Origin of the sequence: Sphingobium sp. SCG-1 (assembly GCF_002953135.1) — a bacterium.
Taxonomy (GTDB): Bacteria; Pseudomonadota; Alphaproteobacteria; order Sphingomonadales; family Sphingomonadaceae; genus Sphingobium.
The window spans coordinates 2,815,436-2,837,424 of the sequence record NZ_CP026372.1 but is presented as its reverse complement, the minus strand read 5'-3'; the positions used below and the strand labels follow the sequence as shown (position 1 = coordinate 2,837,424).

Here is a 21,989-nt window from a genome sequence, read left to right as displayed (position 1 = left end):
GTTGGTCAACTTGGGCTTGGCTCAATTCTGTTCCGTTGGCGGGACGACAGGGAAGGGGAGCGGCGCGACGGGCACGCCTTCCTCGATCAGCGCCTTGGCTTCATCCGGCGCGACCTCGCCATGGACGCTGCTGTGGTCCTGCTCGCCATAATGCATCGCGCGGGCGACATCGGCGAACTTGCGGCCGACCCATTGCGAGTCTTTAAGCGCTTCACTCTGTGCCTTGGCGAGCTGCTCCAGGATGGCGCGCGCCTTGGTGGCTTCAATGGCCTGCGGCCCTTGCGTCATCACGATCTGCTGGTCGGGCTTGCTCTTGCGGCTGTTGCTTTTTGCCGGAATCGCGGGGGCCATCAGCGCCTTTTCGATGTCTGCGCTGCCGCACAGGGGGCAGGTCAGGAGGCCACGGCTGCGCTGATCCTCATAATCCGAGGATGATCCGAACCAAGCCTCAAACGGATGATCGTGAGGGGTGCATTTCAAATCAAACACTATCATGCGAGCGTCACCGTTTCCGCTATCCTGCGGCGATTGGCGATTGCCGGTACGCGCGAACGGACGTCTGCGACGCGATCCATATCGATGTCAACAAGTTGCAGGCCCGACGTTTGGCCAAGGTCGCAGATCACGTCTCCCCAGGGATCGATGACAAGGCTGTGACCATAGGTGATACGCCCATCGGCGTGTTGGCCCGTTTGCGCACACGCGATGACGAACGCGCCCGCTTCGATCGCGCGGGCGCGCAGCAATATATGCCAATGCGCGTCTCCGGTGGGAACGGTGAACGCTGCGGGAACGAGCAACACTGTCGCTCCGGCGTCGCTCAACGCGCGATACAAATCCGGGAATCGCAGGTCGTAGCATACCGAAAGTCCCATGCGCGCCCATGGCGTATCGACTGCTACGACGTCCTCGCCGGGGGCATAGACCGCCGACTCCCGCCACGATCCGCCGGTGGCAAGATCGACGTCGAACAAATGGATTTTGTCATAGCGCGCGCGGATGGTGCCGCTATCCTCGATCATGAAGGATCGGTTGCTCCAGCGGCCATCTTCGCGATCGCTTGCACATGCAAGGGAGCCGAGATGGACCCAGATTCCGGCTTTCGCAGCCGCCTCTCGTACGCGCGTGAGAACGATGTTGTCACCTTCTGTCGTGACAAGTTGCGCCGCACGCGTTCGGTCGCGGTCGAGATAGCCCGCCATTTCCGGCGTGAAGAGCACGTCCGCCCCGCCTTCCTTGGCTTCACTGACAGCATCGACGATCGCATCGGCGTTGGCGGCGGGATCAATGCCGCTCGTCATCTGGAATAAGGCTGCGCGCACCGGTCTAAATTCCCAGCAATGCGTCCAGTTTACCCTCACGATCCAATCGTCCGAGATCGTCGCTGCCGCCGACATGCGTGCCGTCTATGAATATCTGGGGAACAGTCGCGCCTCCTTGGGCACGTTCCAGCATCTCGCTGCGCTTCGGTCCGCCCATCGTAATGTCATACTCCTCGAAAGCGACGCCCTTTTTGCCCAGCAGCGACTTGGCGCGTGCGCAGTAGCCGCAAAAGGCTTTCGTGTAGATTTCAACATGCGCCATTCAAAACTAACTCCTTTGCCAGCAGATTTGGGGGCAAGTCCGGGATTGTCAATCGTCAGGAGCATCCGGCAGGACGCGCGCCCAGCAAATCAGCATGACGGAACGCGCTCCGCCTTTGCGCAGTGCCGCAGCGCAGGCTTCCGCCGTGGCTCCGCTAGTGTGAACGTCGTCGATCAGGATAATGTCCCTGTCTTTTAACTGCGCTTTGGCATTTGCGCTCAGCGCGAACGCGCCTCGCACGATCTTTTTACGGGCCATCGGATTAAGGTTTCGCAGCGGGGGTGTGCGCTTGGTTCTGACCAGCAGCTCGCTGTTCACCGAGATGCTTGTGGCCCTGGCCAACTGACCAGCGATGAGGGCGGATTGATTGAATCCACGCCACCACAACCGCCAGCGATGGAGAGGGACGGGGACAATCAGCACATTCTCGCCAGCATCCAGCGGAACATGCCGCACCATCTGCTGCGCGATGAGTCGCGACAGCCCTATGCGGCGCCCATATTTCAGTTTCAAAGCTACCGTGCGGGCAAGATCGCCATAGGCGAGTACGGCGCGGGACCGGTCGATCGACGGCGGATTGGCCAAGCAAGGGCCGCACAGGGCATCCGCACCCATATCGTAGGGAAACGGTATGCCGCAGCGATCGCAACAGGGCTCGCCCAAGAACGTCATGCTGCTCCAGCATGGAAGGCAAAAGCGATCGTCGTCTTCGACTATGATGCCGCAGCCGGGGCATCGCGGGGGGAGAGCGTAATCCATCACCGGGCGCAGCAATCTGAGAACGGGGCGCGTAATTAGCTGCATCACGCTCTTGTCCACGAGCGAATGGCGGAGCACAAGGTGCGCTTCAGCATATTGGTAGTTTCAGTGTCGCAGCAGTCTCCCTCTCACGAAATTTTCGACCGGCGAACCCGGGCGATCCGGCGGGATCGTGCAGCCGATAAGTTCGGGGCGCACGACTTCCTGTACCGGCACATGGCCGAGGAGTTGCTGGACCGGCTGGCGGATGTGAAGCGAGATTTGGTTGATGTTCTCGTGGTCGGTTGTCCGGACGATTATCTCCCGTCCCGACTGCGGGCGTTGGGCAAGCGTGTTGTCTGCACGGATTCGGGTCATGTGAATGCCGCCGCTGTGGGAGGCGTGCAGGCCGACGAGGATGCCTTGCCGTTCGCCGATAACAGCTTCGATCTTATCGTGGCGTGCGGCACGTTGGAGAGCGTGAACGACTTGCCGGGCGCACTCTTGCTGATGCAGCGGATACTGCGGCCCGATGGATTGCTGCTTGGTGCGTTTGCGGGAGCGGGATCTTTGCCCGTTCTGCGGGCGGTGCTTCTGGGGGCGGAAGGGGATCGCGCTGGGCAGCATATTCATCCGCAAGTGGACGTGCGTGCCGGGGGCGACCTTTTGAGCCGTGCAGGCTTTACAATGCCCGTTGCGGATGGAGATACTCTTACCGTCCGCTATGGCAGCATCTTTGGACTGCTTGACGATCTGCGCGGCATGGGGGCTTCCAATGTCCTTCTATCGCGTCCGCCGATGCTGAGCCGGGCAGTGTTGAGCCATGCCGCTACGCTTTTCCTAAAGGCGGCGGATGCTGACGGGAAAACGGCAGAGCGTTTTGCGATTGCCTATCTATCGGGGTGGAAGCCCGATCCCAGCCAAGCGGCGCCTGCAAGGCGAGGCAGTGCTACCGTCTCGCTGGCGGAGGCGTTGAAGCCGAAACGACGCGACTAGCGCGTCGTTTCGTCAGAGCAAGGCGTCGAGCAGTCCGATGAGTGGCAGATCGGCTTTCGGCATCGGCACATCATACATTTGCGCCGGGCGGAGCCATTGCAACGCTGTCGCATGGCGCGGTTCGGGTATGCCCGACCACTTCCGGCAGACGTAGACCAGCATGACGAGGTGGCGATCGCCTAGAGGCTCGCTGGCGAAGGCGGCGGGAGCGAGGCAACTTGCGTGAGTGGAAATGCCCAGTTCCTCCTCAAGCTCCCGCACAAGCGCCGCTTCAGGCGTCTCGCCAGGCTCGATCTTGCCGCCCGGAAATTCCCAGAGATCGGCTAGGGAGCCGCCGGGCGGCCGCTTTTGCAGCAGGACACGCCCGTCAGCATCCACCAGGGCGACGGCGACGACGTGCAGGAGAGAAGCGGGCAGGGGTTTTTCGGGCATCATCATAACAATCTATTAACGCACAATGCCTTACACGTGAGGCTGGCCACGGCAACAGGCGGGATCATAGTGCGCGGCATTGTCCGGAATTTCTTTCGCTCGGCTCTCGCAGCTTCAGAGCGCGGCGCGACTGCGGTAGAATATGGGCTAATTTGCGCGATGATCGTACTCGGGATGATAGTTGCACTCCAAGGAGTAGCAACGAAAACCATGAATATGTGGAACAATGTCTCAAATGAAGTTAGCGCGCATTAACTATAGATTTCTGACAATTAGGATCATCGCGTTAAAACTTTTGAAACCCTGACATCATAAAACGAGATTGTTGAGGCGTTATCCGTTCACTTAGCTGAACGTGTTCGGATGATGAGTTGGACGACAGTTCATAAAAACCCCAACAGCTTTTGAGTTGTTCGGAAGTGGTAGATATTTGACCCATCTACCAGATAATGAAGGGAAGACGACATGATGCATTTTCGTAAGATGATCAAGAACAACAAAGGCGCGACGGCTATCGAATACGGCCTGATCGCTGCTTTGATCGCGGTTGCCGCCATCACCGCGATGTCCAGCATGGGCTCGAAGCTGACCAACACCTTCAACAACGTTGGTAACAAGCTCTAATTGCCGGATTGGTAATTTGAAGAAAAAGGGCGGCAGGGATGATCCTGCCGCCCTTTTTTGTTTGCGCTCAGTAGGTGACGATCTTGACCTTTTGGCCGGGTCGCACCGTGCCGCCCGTGGCAATCGCGTTTATGACCCGGAAGCGATCCTCGCGATGGTCGGTGTAAGCCATCTTGGCCGCCAGGGAAGCGACGGTGTCGCCTGCTTTCACTGTCACTATGCTAACGCGGCGCGGCTTGATGGCAGCGGCTTCCTGTGCGCTCAGGCGCTTCACCGACGAAAGCATAGGCTCGAACGGTTCTGCGCCAACGCCCGACGGCGTTATCATAACGAAGTGATAAGCGGCTTTTGGACCGAATTCATAGGCAAAGACCGTCACGTCCACCGGACCTGATTTAGCATTGGCGCTGATGACCGCGTAGCTTGCCGGAATGCCGTTGATCGTCGTGCGCTGAATTGCGTCGGCATCCAGCGCGGCGTTCTTGTCGATGCCGCGGAACACCGATCCAATATAGGCGCGCATGTCGCCGTTATAGCTTGCGCCGGAGAACTGAGCCTGACCGTTCGCGCCGGTTATGCTAACTGCGCTGGAGCCGTTCTCCATGGCGTATCCGCTTGGAATGGAGAAGGAGAGCTTAAGGGCTGGATGGCGAAACATGTTGCCGTCGATCACGCCCTGTTCCGGGTCATCGCCATAAAGCGTGCCGTTCAGCGCCGTCAGGAAGGCATCGCGATTACGCAAAGTGCTGGCGGCGCCGGTTGCCTGCGCCCGCTGCAAGGCGCGCGAGACTCGCGCCTCCGGATCGGGATGGGTGCTCGCCCATTGGGGAACCGACCGGCTGTCTCCCTTCTGGCGCTGGTCCAGAGCGTTCTGCGCTGCCAATGACGCCAACGTCGAAGAGAGCGCTCTCGGATCATATCCAGCGCTGGCGAGATAGCGCACGCCAAGGTCGTCGGCTTCATATTCCTGGCTTCGGGAGAACTTCAGGGTGAGCGCCTGACTGGCTGTGCCGATGCCCTGTTGCAGAATGTTGCCCAGACCCGAGTCGCCGAGCACCGCGCCGGCCAGCACCTGAAGCAATGTGCCGCCTATCGCATTGCGAGACGCCGCCTTCTGCCGACGCTGGCTGTGTTGAGCAGCGACGTGACCAACTTCATGGCCCAAGACGCCGGCAAGTTCCGCTTCGTCGTTCATCAATGCCATTAACTGGCGCGTGACATAGATATAGCCGCCGGGAATCGCGAAAGCGTTGTTTACGGGCGAATTGAGCAGAGTTACGGTAAAATCACCCTGCGCATTGGAAAGTCCCGACTGCACCGCAATTCGGCGCCCGACCGTCGTGACGTAAGCCGCCTGCGGTCCGGCATAGGCACCGCCAAACTCCTGCAACAGTTGCGGATGCGCCTTCGCGCCGTCGGCTTTGTCCTGTGCGCTGATGGAGGATGCGGTGGAGATCGCACGCTGCTGCCCTACCGCCGCAGGAAGCACAAACAGCATTCCCCCCGCGATGATCCCGCAACCGGCTATCTTCATCCCTCTGCGCATCAACTTCTCCTGTAGCCTCTCATCGCCACCTTAAGGCGGGAACAGGAAAAGAGAATTGCCGGTGAAGGGTCAAGTTCCCATCGCGAGGAACTTGTCCGCGCGATCATTGCGCAAGGCTCCGGGAGCAAGGCCCGATAGCTGATCGAGATGCTGGATCAACGCGCCGCGTAAAGCCGCTATGGCCTCAGCAGGAGCGCGATGCGCTCCGCCGACAGGTTCCGGCACAATGGCGTCTATCACGCCCAATGACTTCAAATGCTGCGCCGTCACTTGCATAGCGGTCGCTGCGTCGCTGGCCTTCTCGGCCGTGCGCCACAGGATCGAGGCGCAACCTTCGGGCGAGATCACGGCGTAGACGGCATGTTCGAACATCAGCACGCGATTGGCGGCCGCCAAAGCCACTGCGCCGCCAGAGCCGCCCTCGCCGACGACCGCCGCGATCATAGGCACACCAAGCGCCAGGCATTGCTCGGTCGAACGCGCGATAGCTTCGGCCTGACCGCGTTCCTCTGCCTGCACGCCGGGGAATGCGCCAGAGGTATCGACCAGCGTGATTACCGGAAGGCCGAAGCGGTCCGCCAATTGCATAAGTCTGATAGCTTTGCGGTAACCTTCGGGCTTTCCCATACCGAAATTATGCTTGAGACGACTGGCGGTGTCCTCGCCTTTCTCATGGCCGATTACCATGACGCGGCGGCCATCGAGCTGCGCAAATCCGCCCAGGATAGCCTGATCGTCGCCAAATGCCCGGTCGCCTGCGAGGGGGATAAATTCGTCGAAGATGCCTGCGACATAGTGCCGGAAATGCGGCCGATCGGGATGGCGCGCTACTTGCGTCTTCTGCCACGGCGTCAGCTTCCCATACGTGTCGGAAAGCATCTTGCCCGCACGCTGTTGCAACTTGTCGATCTCACTGTCGATGGAGAGATCGCCCTCTCGCGCCGTCTCACGCAGTTCGGAAATGCGCGCTTCCAGCGCGGCGATAGGCTTTTCGAAATCGAGGAAACTGACCATGGCGCAGGCGTTAGGACGAGCGCGGCTTCAGGTCAACGAGCGGATGACGGCTGTTGACCAACGCCACCAGCCGCGCACTCTCGACATGCGTGTAGATCTGCGTGGTGCCGATGTCCGCATGGCCGAGCATCGTCTGCAACGCGCGCAAATCCGCACCGCCCTCCAGCAGGTGAGTGGCGAAGGCGTGACGCAGGACGTGCGGGCTGACTCGGTCGGGCCGTATTCCTGCGGCGGCCGCCAGATCCTTCACCATCTGGTAGAGACGAATACGGCTCAAATGGCTCTTGCCCGAAGGAAATAGCCAGGGGCTATCCTCCGGCACGAGTGCTGACCATGCTGCGACGGCTGCGCGTGCGCGGTCCGAGATCGGCACCATGCGTTCCCTCCCGCCCTTGCCGCGGAGGATCAGGAAGGGGCGGTCGCTGGCCAGCGAGCGGCGGGGGAGCGACACCAGCTCGGTCGCGCGCAGGCCCGACCCGTAAAGCAACTCTATCATGGCGGACAGGCGCCAATCCTGCGGCGATGGATGCGCGACGGCGAGGCGTTCGGCGATCACACCGAAAATCAGGTCTACGTCTGCCGTGCTCAATATTTTCGGAAGCGGGCGTTGCAATGCAGGACGGGGAAGGGCGGCCGATGGATTATCGTCTCGAAAGCCCTCTTCCTGCAAGAAAGCGTAGAAGCCCCGGAGCGCAGAGGCCTTGCGTGCAACGGTGGAGCCGGAAAGCGGCGACCATAGGCTGGCCAGCGTTTCAAGCCTCGTGCTATCGGCGTGCTCTAGTCCGCCTATCGCTTCCGAAGCACCTAGGAGATCGGTGCGGTAAGCGAGCAGCGTATTGCGGGACGCGCCACGCTCTGCGGCCATTATTTCGAGGAATCGATCAATTAGCGGGGCGTCGCTCGACACCTTTAAAGCCGCGCGATCGCCTCAGCCGCGATCATCCTCGCTTCGGGGTCCAGCCCGACCCGATGGAGCGCAGCGACGATGTGATAGAGGTGGGCGGGGGGCACCCGGCTCCAGTCGGGGACTTGCATGCCAATACCCGCCAACAATGCGACCGTGGCGGACTCGCCCCGCTGCGCCGCGGCTCCTATCGCGCGCGCCCAACGGCTGCGCGGCGTGAAGGCCAGGCCCGTGTTGGATCCAAGCGTATTAGCATCTGCTTGGGAAAGCCTGTTGAGGCCGGCAAGTCCGGCGAGAAGCATCCGACCCTTCGCCGAGCCTGCGGCTTCGATGTAATTCGAAACCCGGTCGGGGGTGATTTCAACGACCGGCGTCGGCGCGCCGAGTGCCAGCATCGCCCAGCCATCTTCCGCCGCTGCGTCATCCGATTGCGCCAGCGCGCTTGCCCAACGCGCGGCGCTGCGGTCGTAACCGGCACTTAGCATTGCGGCGATCAGATGGACGGTGTCCTCGCTTGTTGCGGACGTGACAGGAAGGGTTGCAGCAGCGCGGGCCACGGCGATCAAGCCTACATAGCGAAGGTTCTTGTCGTCCGTTCGCCAAAGCGTCCGCATCGCGTCGATGCGATTACCAACGTTTGCGCCAGAATAAGCGGTGCGCAATGCATCCGTGCGGTCACGTATCGCGTCTGGCACATCGGGATCGGTCGCAACATCGCCGTAGAAATCCACCAACGCCGCGTTCGAAAACACGCCAAGGCGCGCTGCAACGTTGGCACCATCCCAGCGGCGAACGGGCGACAACGTAGGTGCGCGGGCTTCCCACGCGCGGACGTGCGGACCTGCCGTGCCCCATAACTCTTCGGGGATCGGAACGTTAGTGGCGGTGGCCAAACCGAAGCGCCAGGCGGTGAGACTGTCGACGCCCGTCCATTCGATTTTTACCGAACGGCGCGCGTTGAAGCCCGCTCCGACGACCTTTTCCGCCAGCCGATAATCGACGCCGCTAGCGGTGCCCTGGCGCTGCGCCTGATTGAGGACGCCACTCGCGGTGCCCTGATCGCCCGCAAGAGAAGCGCAAATGGCTTTCGACATCTGCCAGCCCGGCTCATCGCTCGTGCGCAACGCGCCTGTTGATAATGGGCACAAACCTGCGGGATCAGCGGTAGCGAGGTAAGTCTGCATCGCAACGGCATAAAGGCGGGACGTAAACCGGTCCGGATCCACGCTTTGCACCAGCAGCCGCGCTGAGTCCGCCTCGCCCATGCGCAGCAGCAGCCAGGCGCGTTCAGCCACGAAATCCGCGCCGTTGATGTCGGCCGGCGTATTGGTCGCGGACAGCAGCGCGCGGCGCAGGAGTATCGAAGCCCAGCGCGACGCGAAGGGTGCGTGGCTCTGCTTCATCAACGTGGCGAGGAACTGTCCTGACTCCCGTCCAAAAGCGTCAGGCGCAAAGCCCCGTGTCTCCGGGGTCAAAGGCCCGACGCGATCAAGGGAACGCCGGGCATTATCAGGCAAGTCGTATTTTGCAGCCTGCGCCGCCAGTTCCTCTTCGGAAAGAGCAACATCCTCGGTCGCGTTGGAAGCGTTGTCCGCTATCGCCAGATCGGTGGGGAGCGGCTGCACCATGGCTGGCGGGGCAGAGGGCGAGGGCGGTGGTGCGCCAGGGCTGGCCGGGCGCGGCTGTTCGGCAGGTGGCGTGTCGCCAAAGCCGGGGGGCAGCAGTGATTCGGGCGTCTCCTGCGCAAATCCGGCATCAAGCACGGGTACGGCCAGCGCCAAGGCCGCGCCGCCCGCGAGCAGGCCGATCAGCAGGAAACCCTTACGGTACAATGGCGTGCCCTATTTACCCAGTTTCTCGGCGGGGATCGCTTTTTCCACACGCACCTGTGGTTGCTCGCCGCCGCGTGACCACATCAGCCAGAACAGCCCGATGATGACGATCAGGAGGATGATGGGCACGATGGGCAGGCTGCTCCGTCGCCGGGTGCGGCTTTCGAAACTGCTGTTCTGGCGTTTGATCTTCATGACACTTTCTTAGGGCGACTGGATGCCCTTTGACCAGAGAAATGGCGCAAGGCGGGGTTCGTTTCGCCTCGAAATGGGCTTTTGCCCTTCCGGACGGGTGGCTGTATAGCCCCGCTCGTAATGCAGCGAAACAGCAAATCCACTCATGCGGCCCAGCAGAGCCAAGCAAAAGGGCGACGGCAGGAACCCATCGTCCTAGTCGGCATGATGGGTGTCGGCAAATCGACGGTGGGACGAAGGCTGGCGGCGCGCCTGGGGCTGCCGTTCGTCGATGCGGACGAAGCCATCGAGGAAGCGGCAGGCATGTCCATCACCGAAATGTTCGAGCGCTATGGCGAGGCGCACTTTCGCGATGGCGAACGCCGTGTGATCGCGCGCCTGATCGACGGCGCGCCCAAGATCATTGCGACAGGCGGCGGTGCTTTCATGCAGGAGGATACGCGCGCGTTGATCCTCTCGTCGGCCACGGCCGTGTGGCTGGACGCGGAGATCGACGTGCTCGTCGACCGTGTATCGCGGCGGGAAGGCAGGCCGCTGCTGAAGGGCCGCGATGCGCGCGAAGTCCTTATCGAACTCGCGGCCGTCCGCAATCCCGTGTACGCGCTCGCACCGATTCACGTGCGCAGCGCCGCCGCGCCGCACGAGGCTGCAGTGGATAATATCTTGAAGGCATTGAACATATGACGACCGTCCCCGTAGCGCTTGGATCACGCAGCTATGACATCCTGATCGCTGAAGGCGCGCTCGATGATGCCGGGACTCATCTGGCGCGATTTGCACGGAACGGGCGGCTGGTGGTCGTGACGGACGACAACGTGGCGGCGGCGCAATTGACTCGGCTTGAAGACGGTCTGGTAGCCGCCGGAATCGCCGTCGAGCCGATCGTGCTGCCTTCCGGTGAAGGTACGAAAAGCTGGCGATTCCTTGAGGAGTTACTTGACCGGCTACTGTCGGTGGAAGTCGAGCGGACGGATCACATCGTCGCACTGGGTGGCGGCGTGATCGGCGATCTGGTGGGGTTCGCAGCCTCGATCCTGAAGCGGGGGTGCAACTTCGTGCAGGTGCCCACGACGCTGCTGGCGCAGGTGGACAGCTCGGTCGGCGGCAAGACCGCGATCAACAGCAAGGCGGGCAAGAACCTGATCGGTGCGTTTCATCAGCCTTCATTTGTGCTGATCGATCCATCGACGCTGGACAGCTTGCCAGCGCGTGAAGTGGCGGCGGGATATGCCGAAGTAGTGAAATACGGGCTGATCGATGATCCCGTGTTTTTCGCATGGTGCGAAGCGAACGGCGCGGCGCTGCTGGCTGGCGACCGGGCTGCGCGGGCTTATGCAATCGAAAAGAGCGTGCGCGCCAAGGCCGCAATCGTTGCGGATGACGAGCGGGAAACGACCGGGCGGCGGGCGTTGTTGAACCTGGGCCATACCTTCGGACATGCGCTGGAAGCGGACACGGGATTTTCCGACACGCTGCTGCATGGCGAGGGCGTTGCAGCAGGGATGGCGCTGGCATTCCGTTTTTCTGCGCGGCAGGGTTTGTGCGATAGGGCCGACGCCGATCGGGTGGCGGCGCATTTGCAGGCGGTTGGCCTTCCGTATGACCTTGCTACGGCGCATGTGCGGGCAGGGGGCGAGGAACTTGTCGGGCACATGTTGCACGACAAGAAGATGGCGGGGGGCAAGCTGCCCTTCCTTCTGGCGCGTGGGATCGGCCAGACGTATCTGGCAAAGGATGTCGATCTGACCGATGTGGCCGCCTTTCTGGACGATGATCGCGGCTGATGCCGAACGGCATTGTCAAAGCGAACTTGCCGTCGAAGATATGTCCTGTATGCGATCGTCCTTTCGCTTGGCGAAAGAAGTGGGCGCGGGACTGGGGTAACGTCGTCTATTGCTCCGATAAATGCCGGAGGTCAGGCCCTGAAGTGCGTCCAAGCAAGCCATAGCCAACCAGCGATCAGCAGCGTTCCGCCGATTGGGGTGACCGCACCGAGCCACTTGGGACCGCCAATCGCCATGATGTAGAGGGTGCCGCCAAAAATCGCGCCGCCTGCCAGCAACAGCCCGGCAGGACCGCGTGCGTAACTCATGATGGTCAGCGCCGCGACGGCATGCACGAGTTGGTACATGCCGCCAGTCCGCAGCCATTCCGCCGCCTGTGGAGACGACGCGCCATGTGCGCCGAAAGCCCCCGCCGCAATGGCCAAAGCCGCCGATAATGCCGCCAGCAGTCCGATCATGTGACGGGATCTTCCGCGACATGGCCGGGCATCAAGTGCGCGCGATGCCCGGCGCTATACATTATGCCTCGCCCAGCGAGCAGGTTGCCAGCGGCCGCCTGCCGATCCATGCGCTGCTGGTCGATCTCGCGATACTGCCGCTCGATTTCCATGCGCTCCTCCTCACTTACACCCAGGCATTCCAGGGCGTTGAGGCCCATGCATATCGCCGATTCGTAGACTTCCCGCGTAACGCCTGCGAGATCGAGGTCATTTAGGCGAAGCACTTGCCGTCGGTCGAAGGCGCGGACGAACACGGCTGCCTGGGGAAAAGCTTCGAGAATCGGCTCCAGCGCCTTTCCGTCGAGATTGGGGTCGTCGATGCAAAAGGCGAGGAGGCGCGCCTGTCCGGCTCCAGCACGGTGCAGCAAGTCGATACGGGTGCCATCGCCATAATATACTTTCATGTCGAACTGGCTGCTGACTTCGATCTGCGAGGGTTTTTTGTCGATCATTGTGACGGCGCAACCGCGCGCCATCAGGATTTGCGCTACGGTCTGACCGAAACGTCCATAGCCGATGACGATGGCCGTACCCTGCGGCGCGTCTTCTGGGCCGGCAAGGCCGTCGGCGCTTTTCAGCTTCGCGTTTTCGAAGCGCCGGGCGAACAGCATCAGGAACGGAGTGGTCGCCATTGACAGCGTGACGATGGCGCTGAACAGGCTGGCTGCTTCGGGCGCGATCAGCAGCGAGTTCTGCGCCTGCGCGAACAGGACGAAGCCGAATTCGCCGCCTTGGCTGAGCAACAGGCCAAGGCCCAGCCCCTGCCGCCAGTCGATGCCGAACGCGCGGGCGAGACCGGTGATGATCGTCGCCTTGACGACGACCAGCGCCGCCGCGATGCCGATGACGAACAGCGGATTGGCGATGACCGCGTGAAGATCGAGCACCATCCCGACCGCAAGGAAGAAGAGGCCGAGCAGGATCGTACGGAACGGCTCTACATCGGCCTCGATTTCATGCCGGTATGGCGAGTCGGCGAGCATCACACCTGCCACGAACGCGCCGAGCGCCGTCGAGAGGTGCAGGCTGTGCATCAACGCGGCACTGGCGAGGACAGTCAAAAGGCCGACTGCGACGAACAATTCGCGCTCGCCCAAATTGCCGACGAGGCGCAACAGTGGACGCAGGAGGAAGCGCCCCGCCAGAACCAGTCCGGCGATAGCCGCTATGGTTGCGAGCGCCATCTGCCACCCCGGCGGCCCCCCTGCGTCGGCGGGGTTGCGGGAGAGGGCGGCAATGATAGTGATGAGGGGAACGATCGAGAGGTCCTGAAACAGCAGGATCGAGAAGGCTTTTTCCCCGAAAGGCGAGTTTATGCGGCCGCTGCTCTTGAGGCTTGGCAGCACCTGCGCCGTAGATGAAAGGCCAAGAGGCAGGCCGAGCGCCAGTGACGCGCCCCAGCTAAAGCCCGCGAGAACATGGATGACGCAAGTCAGCGCGAGGCCGCAGGCGATGACCTGCAACAGGCCAAGGCCGAAAATGTCTCGTTTCATGCGCCAGAGGCGCGTCGGATTAAGTTCGAGGCCGACCAGGAACAGCAGCAGGACGATGCCGATCTCGGCGATGGCAAGTTTCGATTCTCCACCGCCCACCAGCCTTAGCCCCTGCGGGCCGACCACCGCGCCGGCGACGAGATAACCCAGCACTGCGCCCAGGCCGAAGCGGCGGAACAGCATCACGAAGGCGACGCCCGCACCCAGCAGGATCACGCCTTCGGTAAGGAGAATGTCGGTCGCGCTGACGGTTTCGGGGGCCATCAGGCGTGCGATACCGCTGCGGCGTCGGCGGCAGCCTGGGCTATGGCTTCGAAGCTTAGGCGGATCGAGGCGTGTCGGGCCGGATAGTCGCGGGCCGGAGCGAGTACTTGCAGTCCCGGCCAGAAATCGAGGCTGTCGTTGGCACCCGTGAGATAAGCGGCAAGGTTATCGCGGGCCTGTGCGAGGGTCTCCACATCCTGCCCGATGGCGTGCGCGGCCATCAGTGATGCCGATGCCTGACCCAAGGCGCAGGCGCGGACTTCCAGGCCGAGATCGGTGACGCGGCCTTCCGGATCGAGCCTGACATCCACCGTCACACGGCTACCGCAGGTGGCGGAGCGGCGTTCGGCGCTGGCGTCCGGGTCAGCGAGGCGCTGGTGGTGTGGAATGCTGACGGCGAGCCGCAGGATGTCGTTGTTATAAAGGGGGGCACTCATGGCGCCAATGTAGGGGCGCGGGTTGCGCGATAGAAGGTGCGTGGCATCATTCTGCCTTGGTTCCGGCGGCGCGGCGTTCCTCCAGGAACTCGCTGATCGCGCGACCGCTGGCATCCAGAAGCGGGAAAGTGCGGGAGGATCGCAGCCAGTCCGGCCGAAGCGCGCCGCCACCATAGATCGTGTCGTACACCAGCGTGAAGGCGAGGAAGAGCAGCGTCGCGCCGATCAGCCCCTTGATCGCACCGAAACCCCCGCCGAGCACGCGGTCCACCGGGCCGAGCACCGACTTGCGCGTGCGTTCGCCAAGGGTGCGGGCGATCAGCTTACCGATGGTGAAGGTGACGCCGAATACCAGCACGAACGCGAGTGCCGCCGCGCCGCTGGGCGTGCCGACATATTCGGTAAGGATCGCGGAAACTGGCGCGTGGAACATGCGGATCGCGAACACCGCCAGCACCCAGGCGATGAGTGAAAGCGTCTCCATGACGAAGCCGCGAATCAGCCCGAACACTGCACCGCCGCCGATCAGAAAGAATACGAAGATATCGAGCGCGGTCATTGTCGACGGCTTAGAAGGTTGCCGCCCTCGTGGGAAGAGGAGCGCGTCCAACTTTCTTATCCCTATGTTCAAAGGGCGCCGAAGTCGCTTCCCTTCCGGTGGCTTTTGGCGGAGGGAGTCGCAGCGAGTGTGAAGACAGATAGACTAGGAAGCGGCGATGGCGCGGTTGATACTATTGAACAAGCCTTATGGCGTGCTGTCGCAATTCACCGATCGCGGCACGGAGACGGCGCGTCCCACATTGTCGGATATTCTCGACGTGCCTGAAGTGTATCCGGCGGGGCGGCTCGATCTCGATAGCGAGGGGCTGTTGCTGCTGACGGACGATGGCAAGTTGCAGACGCGGATTGCGTCGCCCAAGTTCAAGATGCCGAAGACCTATCTTGTGCAGGTGGAAGGCGATGCGCAGGACGCGGCGCTGGAGCGGCTGCGGCGCGGCGTGAGCTTGAAAGACGGGATGACCATGCCGGCGGAAGTCGAGCGCATCGACGCGCCGGAGCTTTGGCCGCGCGATCCGCCAGTGCGCTTTCGCAAGAGTGTGCCCGATTGCTGGCTGCGCCTCACGATCCGAGAGGGGCGCAACCGGCAGGTGCGACGGATGACAGCGGCAGTGGAGCTGCCGACGTTGCGGCTGGTGCGGTGGCAGATCGGGGACTGGACGATCGATGCGTTGAAGCCCGGTGAATGGCGGGAGGTTTCCGTCGGGTAAGGCGGCTATTCCGGCTCCTCAATGGCGAGGCTGCCTTGGGTGAACAGGCTGGCGAGCAAGGTCATCGCTGCGTCGGACTGCGTCAGCGAGGCATCGATGCGGATGGGGCCATGGGCGCAGAGTGTTTCGGCCAGCGTAGCGGTGTCTTTGTCGCAAATGAAGGAGTGGCCGTCGGCGAAGAGGGTCAGGGTGCCGTCATCCCGCCGGATGAACGAAAAGCGGCTGGCCGGGTTACGGATTATCTCGATATTTCCAGCGAGTAGGGCGCGTAGTGCACTCGTGGTCATAGGGTTTTGGTCGACGTTGTTTTCGGGGTATTTCGGCGTGGTGGTGTATTCACCGAACCATTGCGCGAAGGCGTGGCGGTCTGCCAGCGTGGCGGTAATCATCGCGTGAAGGCGTGCGAGGGCGGGTTCGGAGATTTCGCCGGGATGGTCCTGCAGGGGCAGGCCGGGATCGCCGTATCGGTCGTCCTCGGCCAGGCTCTCAAGCACATGGTCGCAATCTTGCGCAATCAGTTCGCTGCGCGAAGGGGCGCGGAATCCGATGGAGTAGGTCATGCAATCATTGCCGACCGCGACGCCATTATGCGCGAAGCCGGGGGGCACGTAGAGGATGTCGCCGGGTTCCAGTATCCATTCGTCGGTCGCTTCGAAATTGGCGAGCAGCCGCAGATCGTCATGTGGCAGTAGTGGCGTGGTCGCGTCGCATTGCGGGCCAATCTGCCAGCGGCGTTTTCCCAAACCCTGCACCAGAAACACGTCATACTGATCGAAATGCGGGCCGACGCCACCGCCATCGCTGGCGTAGCTCACCATGACGTCATCGATGCGCCAGTTCGGTATGAAGCGGAACGGGTCGATGAGGGCGGCTACGTTTGGCGCGTAATGATCGACCGCCTGCACCAACAGCGTCCAAGGTTTCTTGCCCAATTTGGCGAAGCGGGACTCAGCGAAGGGGCCATGTTCGAGTTTCCAGCCGGTGCGCTTTTGCAGGATCAGCCGGGATTCGACATCGTCCTCGCAGGCGAGACCGGCAAGTTCATCGGGTTCGAGCGGATTGCTCCACGATCCCCAAGGGTTCCGGATCAGCAGCGGCTTTTTCTGCCAGTGATCGCGGAGGAAAGCGTCGGTGTCGAATTGCGCGAACGGCATGGTGTTGGCCCTTGGTTTTCGGCCTGCTACGCGCATTGCCGCAAGGTTCCTACCCCCGGCCGAGCATATGATCCACGAATTGGGCGAGGGTGCGGTAGCCGCTGACAGATATGCCCTTCGCGCCATCCGCCACGGACGCGGGCACAAGCGCGCGTTCGAAGCCCAGCTTCGCAGCTTCTCGCAGGCGCATTGGGGCGTGAGAAACGGGGCGAATTTCGCCGGAGAGTGCGACTTCGCCGAACAGGACGGCGTCCGAAGGTACTGGCTTTTCGGCGAGGGCGGAGATGAGGGCGCCTGCGACCGCGAGATCGGCGGCAGGATCGGATATGCGATAACCGCCCGCGATGTTGAGATAGACTTCACAGGTCGAGAAACTGAGGCCGCAGCGCGCCTCCAGTACGGCAAGGATCATCGCCAGGCGGCCGCTGTCCCAGCCGACCACGGCGCGGCGCGGGGTTGCGCCGCTGGCGAGGCGGACGGTGAGCGCTTGAATCTCGATCAACACGGGGCGCGTGCCTTCCAGCGCCGGGAAGACCGTGGCGCCAGTGACGGATTCGTCGCGATGCGTGAGGAACAGCGCGGAGGGGTTGGTGACTTCCGCCAATCCCTCCTCGGCCATCGAGAACACACCGATTTCGTCCGTGCCGCCAAAGCGATTCTTGATGGCGCGCAAGATGCGGTACTGATGGCTGCGCTCGCCCTCGAAGCTCAGCACCGTGTCGACCATATGTTCGAGCACGCGAGGGCCAGCGATGCTGCCGTCCTTCGTGACGTGACCGACAAGGACGACGGCGGTGCCGCGTTGCTTGGCGAAGCGGATGAGTTCCTGTGCGGAGGCGCGGACCTGACTGACGGTGCCGGGCGCACCTTCGATAAGGTCGCTGTGCATGGTTTGAATCGAGTCGATGACGAGCAGGGCGGGCGGCGGACCGTCGCCGAGCGTCGTCAGGATATCGCGCACCGATGTGGCGCTGGCGAGCTGCACCGGCGCACTGCCGAGGCCGAGGCGCTGGGCGCGCAGGCGGACTTGATCAGCCGCTTCCTCGCCGCTGATGTACGCGACCTCGAGGCCGCGCATCGCCATGCGAGCGGCGGCTTGCAACAGCAGGGTGGACTTGCCGATGCCCGGATCGCCGCCGATTAGCGTGGCCGATCCAGTGACAAGGCCACCGCCCAATGCGCGGTCGAATTCCGTGATGCCGGTACTGGCGCGCGGGGGGAGCGCGATGGCACTGTCGAGCGCGACCATCTGCAAAGCACGGCCGCCGGTCTGGAGGTCATGCCTTGCCGCGAAAACGGTGTCGCCGGCTTCCTCATACAGGCTATTCCATTCGCCGCAATCATCGCATTGGCCCTGCCAACGGGGCGAGATGGAGCCGCATTGCTGACAGACGAATTTGCGCTTTGCCTTGGCCATCCCGGTTCCTGTGCAACTATTCCTTCCGTTTAGCAGAACATATGCGGAACGCCAGTGCTTCTTTATAACCTATGCTGGAAACAATGGGGCGTCTGGGGCATTGGCGGTCAATGGGTCAAACTTCATTTCGCGTTGCCAGCTACAACATCCGTAAAGCCATCGGGACGGACCGCCGCCGCAGCCCGGAGCGTATCCTGGAAGTGCTGGCGGAACTCGACGCCGATGTGATTGCATTGCAGGAGGCGGACCGGCGGTTTGGGCCGCGCCTCGCCGCCATCCCCCCGCGCCTGTTGGAAAGCCATAGCCCCTATAAGGCAGTTCCGCTGGACGTGCATGTGGACAGCATGGGCTGGCACGGCAATGCCATATTGGTGCGCAAGGATGTGAGTGTACCGTGCCACGATGTCCTGCATCTGCCCTGCCTGGAACCGCGCGGGGCGATCATGGCGGAAGTTGCGACTAAGGCCAGTCAGGTGCGTTTGTTCGGCATGCACCTCGACCTGTCGGGATTGTGGCGGCGGCGGCAGGCGGCGGCGGTGATCCATGCTGCGGGGGCACGGTCGAAGATGCCAACGGTGTTGATGGGTGACCTTAACGAATGGAGCGCGAACCGGGGGTGCCTTGCCGATTTCGGACGGCATTACAGCTTTGCGCCGTGCGGGCGAAGTTTTCATGCCCGGCGGCCGGTCGCAAGTCTTGACCGGATCATGTATTGTGAGCGGCTGACCCTGCGCGATTGCGGGGTGCATGAGAGCGCGGCATCGCGAAAGGCTTCGGATCATTTGCCGATATGGGCGGAATTTGCGCTTGCCTGAAAAGAAACGGCGTAAGTGACATTGCCTCCGCCATTTGCAATGCTCGCGCGATGAGGGAGAAGGAACTTCGGCTGGCGCTGGTCTGCTATGGCGGGATCAGCCTCGCCATCTACATGCATGGCATCACTAAGGAAATCTGGCACCTCGCGAGGGCAAGTCGGGATTATCATGACGGCGTTGAAGAGGCCCATCCATTGGGTAGCTCGCGGGCGGTCTATCGTTCGCTGATTGCGGCCATCGAAGCGGAGACGGGTACACGGCTGCGCATCCTGCCCGACATCATCGCGGGGGCGAGTGCAGGCGGGATCAACGGCATCTTCCTGGCGCAGGCGGTGGAGACGGGACAGTCGCTCGACCCGCTGACCGAACTGTGGATGGAGTATGCCGATATCGACCGGCTGCTCGATCCCGACGCGCGGCCCGCGGCGCGGTTTTCGAAATTCTGGGCTTCGCCTCTGGTATGGATGGCGGCGCGTCGGCCGGGTGATACTGTGGAGCGCACCGTGGCGCCGGAAACCCGCGAGGAAGTGCGTCTGAAGCTGTCCCGCTTCATCCGCTCGCGCTGGTTCGAGCCACCATTCGGGGGTGCGGGCTTCAGCAACATGCTGCTCGACGCGTTCGAAGCGATGGCGCGTGCGCCTGCGGGAACGCCACTGTTGCCGCCCGAACATCCGCTGGACCTGTTCGTGACGGTGACAGATTTCGATGGCTATGCGCAGAGCCTCGCACTGCATAGCCCGCCGCATGTGATCGAGACGGAACATCGGCTTTCCATCGGTTTTTCGGCACGGGGACGGGGGAAACGGGATTTTGCCGATGCGGCGGAGCTGGCATTTGCGGCACGGGCGACGGCGAGTTTTCCAGGTGCTTTTCCGCCGTTCACGGTGCGCGAACTGGACGATGTGCTGGCGGAGCGCGATCGCGCATGGCCGGGACGCGACGCATTCCTGAAGCGCGCCTTGCCCCGTCAGTTCGCACTGGGGAAAGCGGAGGACGCAGTGCTGATCGACGGATCGGTGCTGGCCAACGCGCCGTTCGCGCAGGCGATCGGGGCGCTGCGTAACCGGCCCTCTCGGCGGGAGGTGGACCGACGCTTCGTCTATATCGATCCCAAGCCGCACAGCCGCAGCATCCGCCTGACACGCGGGGGCGAGCCGCAGCATCTGTCCGAAGGGGAGCATCCGCCGCTGCCGGGATTCTTCCGGACGGTGTTGGGCGCGATGAGCGACATACCGCGCGAGCAGCCTATCCGCGACAATCTGGAAGCAATCGAGAACCGATCGCGCCGGATCAGGCGGATGCGGCAGATCATGGAGGCGATGCGGCCGCAGATCGAGCAGGATGTGGAGAGCAGCTTTGGCGGCACCCTGTTCCTCGACCGGCCGACGCCCGCGCGGCTCGCCAACTGGCGGGCGAAGGCGCAGGTGCGGGCAGCGAGCGGTGCGGGGTTTGCCTACCCGGCTTATGGGCATCTGAAGCTGTCGGGCATTGTCGATGATATAACGGAACTGTTGGTGGCGCTGGGGCCGGACGAGACGCCGATGCTGCGCGAGGCGGTGCGGATGGCGATCTGGGGCCATGTGCACGATGCGGGTATCGACCAACTGGGCGGCGATGGACGGGCAAGCGCCAGCGACAGCGCGATCGCGTTTTTCCGCGATCATGACCTGAGCTTTCGCGTGCGGCGGCTGCGATTTCTGGCCCGGCGGCTGGCAGGGACGCTGGAGGTGGAGAGCGAGGCCACACCCGAAGCGCTGACGGCAATGCATGACGCAATATATGGCGGGCTGGCGCTGTATCAGGAGCGGGAAGCGGCGGAATTCTATCGGGGCGTGATGGCCGAGCGGGCTGGCGATGTTCTGGGTTCCTCCGCCGAAGTGCTGGCCGCATTATCCAAAGCGCGCGATTTGCGGGCGTGCGATGAAGCTGCGGAGGCGATGCTGTCGGAGGCACTGTCCAGCTTGCCCAAGGCGGAGCGGCGGCTGATGCTGCTCGCTTATCTCGGTTTTCCATTTTACGATATCGCGACTTTGCCGCTTTTACAGGGTGAGGGGCTAGACGAATATGATCCGGTAAAGGTCGACCGGATTTCGCCCGAGGATTGCTCGGCGATCCGCCCCGCCGATGCCGCCGCGACCCTGCGGGGCATGGAGTTCAACAACTTCGGCGCGTTCTTCAGCCGCGCCTATCGCGAGAATGATTATCTGTGGGGACGGCTGCACGGGGCGGAGCGGTTGATCGACATCGTACTTTCTACACTGCCGGTCGGGGTCGCGCTTTCGGAAGAAGATGTTGCCCGCTACAGGAAAGCGGCATTCCACGCGATACTGGACGAGGAAGCACCACGGCTGACGCTCATTGCGGATTTGATCGTGAGCCTGCGGAAGGAAATTGGGTGAAGGTGCGGGCGGCTCTCATGGGCTTGGTGCTGGCGATGCTGACAGCGGGATGCTCGCGCGCGCCTGCGGAACAGCGCCGTGCCGAAGCGCCTGCGACGGCGGAGGCCGTGAATGCCGCTGCGCCGGTTCCAAACGCGACGGTGGCGAATGTTGCTGCGCCCGTTGTGGATGAGCCTGCGGTTTCGCTGACGTCTGTGCCCGACCTGCCGGCGAATGAGGCCGTGACGAACGAGGCGGAGGGGGCGATGCCTTTTCCCGATGAAGTCACTGACTTCATGGTGATGCGCGACGGGTGCGATCACTTTCGTGGCGAGGAACCCTATGACGCGGAGCGGCGGGCGTTTCTCGCGGAGAATGTCAGGAGCCTGTGTACGGGAACGGACGCGAAGCTGGCGACATTACGTAAGCGGTATAAAAAGGATGCGGACGTGACGCTGGCGTTGCAGGCCTATGAGGATCGGGTTGAGTGAGGCGGGTGCGAGCTTTGAATTACGTCAGGCGCGGGCGCCCTCACTAAACGCGCCGGTCTGCACGCCGCCAAGTTTCCCCAGCATCTCCCAACAAATGGATAGGAAGGGTAGCCAGGAAGCGAC

26 protein-coding genes are annotated in these 21,989 nt (G+C 62.5%); 10 read left to right on the top strand and 16 right to left on the bottom strand.

Going from position 1 to position 21,989, the window contains the following annotated elements; genetic code table 11:
- Positions 1 to 21: 21 nt before the first annotated feature.
- From C1T17_RS12930 to C1T17_RS12915, 4 genes are read right to left on the bottom strand one after another with little or no spacing between them, the layout of a single operon-like run.
- Positions 22 to 495 carry a DUF1178 family protein gene (locus C1T17_RS12930; protein ID WP_104953793.1) on the bottom strand — a complete coding sequence of 158 codons (474 nt, stop codon included), beginning with the start codon at positions 493 to 495 and terminating at the stop codon, positions 22 to 24.
- Positions 492 to 1,322, bottom strand: a complete 831-nt coding sequence (locus C1T17_RS12925; RefSeq protein ID WP_104953792.1) for a carbon-nitrogen hydrolase family protein — start codon at positions 1,320 to 1,322, stop codon at positions 492 to 494. Before C1T17_RS12925 ends, C1T17_RS12930 begins: the two co-directional genes overlap by 4 nt.
- A gap of 4 nt (positions 1,323 to 1,326) precedes the next feature.
- Positions 1,327 to 1,584, bottom strand: a complete 258-nt coding sequence (gene grxC, locus C1T17_RS12920; RefSeq protein ID WP_104953791.1) for a glutaredoxin 3 — start codon at positions 1,582 to 1,584, stop codon at positions 1,327 to 1,329.
- A gap of 48 nt (positions 1,585 to 1,632) precedes the next feature.
- Positions 1,633 to 2,388: a ComF family protein gene (locus C1T17_RS12915; protein WP_104955209.1), complete on the bottom strand. Its 756-nt coding sequence runs from the start codon at positions 2,386 to 2,388 to the stop codon at positions 1,633 to 1,635.
- A gap of 21 nt (positions 2,389 to 2,409) precedes the next feature.
- On the opposite strand from C1T17_RS12915, the gene C1T17_RS12910 reads away from it, so the two are divergent.
- The gene (locus C1T17_RS12910) at positions 2,410 to 3,318 is read left to right on the top strand and encodes a class I SAM-dependent methyltransferase (RefSeq protein WP_104953790.1); all 909 of its coding nucleotides are present in this window, start codon (positions 2,410 to 2,412) and stop codon (positions 3,316 to 3,318) included.
- A gap of 12 nt (positions 3,319 to 3,330) precedes the next feature.
- Here the strand turns inward: C1T17_RS12910 and C1T17_RS12905 are convergent, their stop codons facing one another.
- On the bottom strand, positions 3,331 to 3,756 hold the full coding sequence (locus C1T17_RS12905; RefSeq protein WP_189338345.1) for a (deoxy)nucleoside triphosphate pyrophosphohydrolase: 426 nt from the start codon (positions 3,754 to 3,756) through the stop codon (positions 3,331 to 3,333).
- 63 nt (positions 3,757 to 3,819) lie between these two features.
- Between C1T17_RS12905 and C1T17_RS12900 the strand changes: the two genes are divergently transcribed.
- Both C1T17_RS12900 and C1T17_RS12895 read left to right on the top strand, forming a co-directional pair.
- Positions 3,820 to 4,005 (top strand): Flp family type IVb pilin, encoded by a 186-nt coding sequence (locus tag C1T17_RS12900; RefSeq protein ID WP_104953789.1) that lies wholly within the window; start codon positions 3,820 to 3,822, stop codon positions 4,003 to 4,005.
- A 210-nt stretch (positions 4,006 to 4,215) separates the two neighbouring features.
- Positions 4,216 to 4,374 carry a Flp family type IVb pilin gene (locus C1T17_RS12895; protein WP_104953788.1) on the top strand — a complete coding sequence of 53 codons (159 nt, stop codon included), beginning with the start codon at positions 4,216 to 4,218 and terminating at the stop codon, positions 4,372 to 4,374.
- A 67-nt stretch (positions 4,375 to 4,441) separates the two neighbouring features.
- Here the strand turns inward: C1T17_RS12895 and C1T17_RS12890 are convergent, their stop codons facing one another.
- From C1T17_RS12890 to C1T17_RS12870, 5 genes are all read right to left on the bottom strand, one after another.
- Positions 4,442 to 5,920: a M48 family metalloprotease gene (locus C1T17_RS12890; RefSeq protein WP_104953787.1), complete on the bottom strand. Its 1,479-nt coding sequence runs from the start codon at positions 5,918 to 5,920 to the stop codon at positions 4,442 to 4,444.
- A 69-nt stretch (positions 5,921 to 5,989) separates the two neighbouring features.
- Positions 5,990 to 6,934, bottom strand: a complete 945-nt coding sequence (locus C1T17_RS12885) for an acetyl-CoA carboxylase carboxyltransferase subunit alpha (RefSeq protein ID WP_104953786.1) — start codon at positions 6,932 to 6,934, stop codon at positions 5,990 to 5,992.
- Between the two features lie 10 nt (positions 6,935 to 6,944).
- Complete coding sequence (locus C1T17_RS12880; protein WP_104953785.1) at positions 6,945 to 7,841, bottom strand: tyrosine-type recombinase/integrase; 897 nt, start codon at positions 7,839 to 7,841, stop codon at positions 6,945 to 6,947.
- Between the two features lie 2 nt (positions 7,842 to 7,843).
- A complete protein-coding gene (locus C1T17_RS12875) occupies positions 7,844 to 9,670 on the bottom strand; it encodes a hypothetical protein (RefSeq protein ID WP_223262593.1) in 1,827 nt (608 codons plus the stop codon).
- Between the two features lie 9 nt (positions 9,671 to 9,679).
- A complete protein-coding gene (locus tag C1T17_RS12870) occupies positions 9,680 to 9,865 on the bottom strand; it encodes a hypothetical protein (protein WP_104953784.1) in 186 nt (61 codons plus the stop codon).
- 120 nt (positions 9,866 to 9,985) lie between these two features.
- On the opposite strand from C1T17_RS12870, the gene C1T17_RS12865 reads away from it, so the two are divergent.
- The 3 genes from C1T17_RS12865 to C1T17_RS12855 are packed head-to-tail and all read left to right on the top strand — an operon-like array spanning position 9,986 to position 11,813.
- On the top strand, positions 9,986 to 10,549 hold the full coding sequence (locus C1T17_RS12865; RefSeq protein WP_104953783.1) for a shikimate kinase: 564 nt from the start codon (positions 9,986 to 9,988) through the stop codon (positions 10,547 to 10,549).
- The gene (gene aroB / locus C1T17_RS12860) at positions 10,546 to 11,649 is read left to right on the top strand and encodes a 3-dehydroquinate synthase (RefSeq protein WP_104953782.1); all 1,104 of its coding nucleotides are present in this window, start codon (positions 10,546 to 10,548) and stop codon (positions 11,647 to 11,649) included. Before C1T17_RS12865 ends, aroB begins: the two co-directional genes overlap by 4 nt.
- Complete coding sequence (locus tag C1T17_RS12855) at positions 11,649 to 11,813, top strand: DUF2256 domain-containing protein (RefSeq protein WP_104953781.1); 165 nt, start codon at positions 11,649 to 11,651, stop codon at positions 11,811 to 11,813. The genes aroB and C1T17_RS12855 overlap by 1 nt, the downstream gene beginning before the upstream one ends.
- Here C1T17_RS12855 and C1T17_RS12850 read toward each other — a convergent pair.
- The 4 genes from C1T17_RS12850 to C1T17_RS12835 are packed head-to-tail and all read right to left on the bottom strand — an operon-like array spanning position 11,781 to position 14,902.
- Entirely contained in the window at positions 11,781 to 12,107 is a 327-nt protein-coding gene (locus C1T17_RS12850; protein ID WP_104953780.1) for a DUF423 domain-containing protein, read from the bottom strand. The two genes, C1T17_RS12855 and C1T17_RS12850, sit on opposite strands and share 33 nt — an antisense overlap.
- Positions 12,104 to 13,906 (bottom strand): cation:proton antiporter, encoded by a 1,803-nt coding sequence (locus tag C1T17_RS12845; protein ID WP_104953779.1) that lies wholly within the window; start codon positions 13,904 to 13,906, stop codon positions 12,104 to 12,106. Before C1T17_RS12845 ends, C1T17_RS12850 begins: the two co-directional genes overlap by 4 nt.
- Entirely contained in the window at positions 13,906 to 14,343 is a 438-nt protein-coding gene (locus tag C1T17_RS12840) for an iron-sulfur cluster assembly scaffold protein (protein ID WP_104953778.1), read from the bottom strand. Before C1T17_RS12840 ends, C1T17_RS12845 begins: the two co-directional genes overlap by 1 nt.
- 46 nt (positions 14,344 to 14,389) lie before the next feature.
- A complete protein-coding gene (locus C1T17_RS12835; protein ID WP_104953777.1) occupies positions 14,390 to 14,902 on the bottom strand; it encodes a CvpA family protein in 513 nt (170 codons plus the stop codon).
- Between the two features lie 157 nt (positions 14,903 to 15,059).
- On the opposite strand from C1T17_RS12835, the gene C1T17_RS12830 reads away from it, so the two are divergent.
- Entirely contained in the window at positions 15,060 to 15,611 is a 552-nt protein-coding gene (locus tag C1T17_RS12830) for a pseudouridine synthase (protein WP_104953776.1), read from the top strand.
- A 5-nt stretch (positions 15,612 to 15,616) separates the two neighbouring features.
- On the opposite strand, the gene C1T17_RS12825 is transcribed toward C1T17_RS12830, so the two are convergent.
- Positions 15,617 to 16,765, bottom strand: coding sequence for a cupin domain-containing protein (locus C1T17_RS12825; protein ID WP_104953775.1), 1,149 nt, complete (start codon positions 16,763 to 16,765; stop codon positions 15,617 to 15,619).
- 49 nt (positions 16,766 to 16,814) lie between these two features.
- Positions 16,815 to 18,182 (bottom strand): DNA repair protein RadA, encoded by a 1,368-nt coding sequence (gene radA, locus C1T17_RS12820; protein WP_104953774.1) that lies wholly within the window; start codon positions 18,180 to 18,182, stop codon positions 16,815 to 16,817.
- 110 nt (positions 18,183 to 18,292) lie between these two features.
- On the opposite strand from radA, the gene C1T17_RS12815 reads away from it, so the two are divergent.
- The 3 genes from C1T17_RS12815 to C1T17_RS12805 are packed head-to-tail and all read left to right on the top strand — an operon-like array spanning position 18,293 to position 21,866.
- On the top strand, positions 18,293 to 18,997 hold the full coding sequence (locus C1T17_RS12815; RefSeq protein ID WP_189338344.1) for an endonuclease/exonuclease/phosphatase family protein: 705 nt from the start codon (positions 18,293 to 18,295) through the stop codon (positions 18,995 to 18,997).
- Between the two features lie 50 nt (positions 18,998 to 19,047).
- Positions 19,048 to 21,396, top strand: a complete 2,349-nt coding sequence (locus C1T17_RS12810; protein ID WP_104953772.1) for a patatin-like protein — start codon at positions 19,048 to 19,050, stop codon at positions 21,394 to 21,396.
- The gene (locus C1T17_RS12805; RefSeq protein WP_223262592.1) at positions 21,393 to 21,866 is read left to right on the top strand and encodes a hypothetical protein; all 474 of its coding nucleotides are present in this window, start codon (positions 21,393 to 21,395) and stop codon (positions 21,864 to 21,866) included. Before C1T17_RS12810 ends, C1T17_RS12805 begins: the two co-directional genes overlap by 4 nt.
- The last annotated feature ends 123 nt before the right edge of the window (positions 21,867 to 21,989 follow it).